Annotated in this window: 1 protein-coding gene; it reads right to left on the reverse strand. The window is 36.4% G+C overall.

Annotated features, from left to right (window positions below):
* The coding region (locus tag FDX22_RS22625; RefSeq protein WP_146717810.1) for an IS6-like element ISS1D family transposase at positions 1-467 on the reverse strand (467 nt) is incomplete at its 3' end.
* Positions 468-577 lie beyond the last annotated feature (110 nt).

Raw genomic sequence — 577 nt, forward strand, 5'->3', positions numbered from 1 at the left:
TGCTCTGTCTTAGTATATAAACCCACACTCTGTAACTTTCTAAAGGCGGAGCCAAGAGAAGGTGCTTTATCGGTCACAATTGCTTTCGGCTCACCAAACTGTTTATGGAGTCGTTTTAAGAAAGCATAGGCTGCTTGCGTATCCCGTTTCTTTCGTAACCAGATATCTAAGGTTAAGCCGTCCGCATCAATTGCACGATAAAGATAATGCCAACGTCCCTTAATTTTGATATAGGTTTCGTCCATTTTCCATGAATAGAAGGATTGTCTATTTTTCTTCTTCCAAAGATAATAGAGGACTTTGCTGTACTCTTGCACCCAACGATAAATCGTAGTATGACAAACATTTATTCCACGATCATATAACAATTCCTGAACTTCACGATAGCTTAGATTGTAACGCAGGTAGTAACCAACAGCGACAATAATGACGTCTTTTTTGAATTGTTTGCCTTTAAAATGATTCATTACTCTGTCCTCTCTGTCTTTTTTCTCAATTTTACACTAAAATAGATTTTTTGGAAAACTTTGCAACAGAACCGATTTTATATAATTAGGAGTAGAATAAAGAGATGAAT

Source organism: Citrobacter sp. TBCS-14 (genome assembly GCF_005280805.1).
Classification (GTDB): domain Bacteria; phylum Pseudomonadota; class Gammaproteobacteria; order Enterobacterales; family Enterobacteriaceae; genus Citrobacter; species Citrobacter gillenii.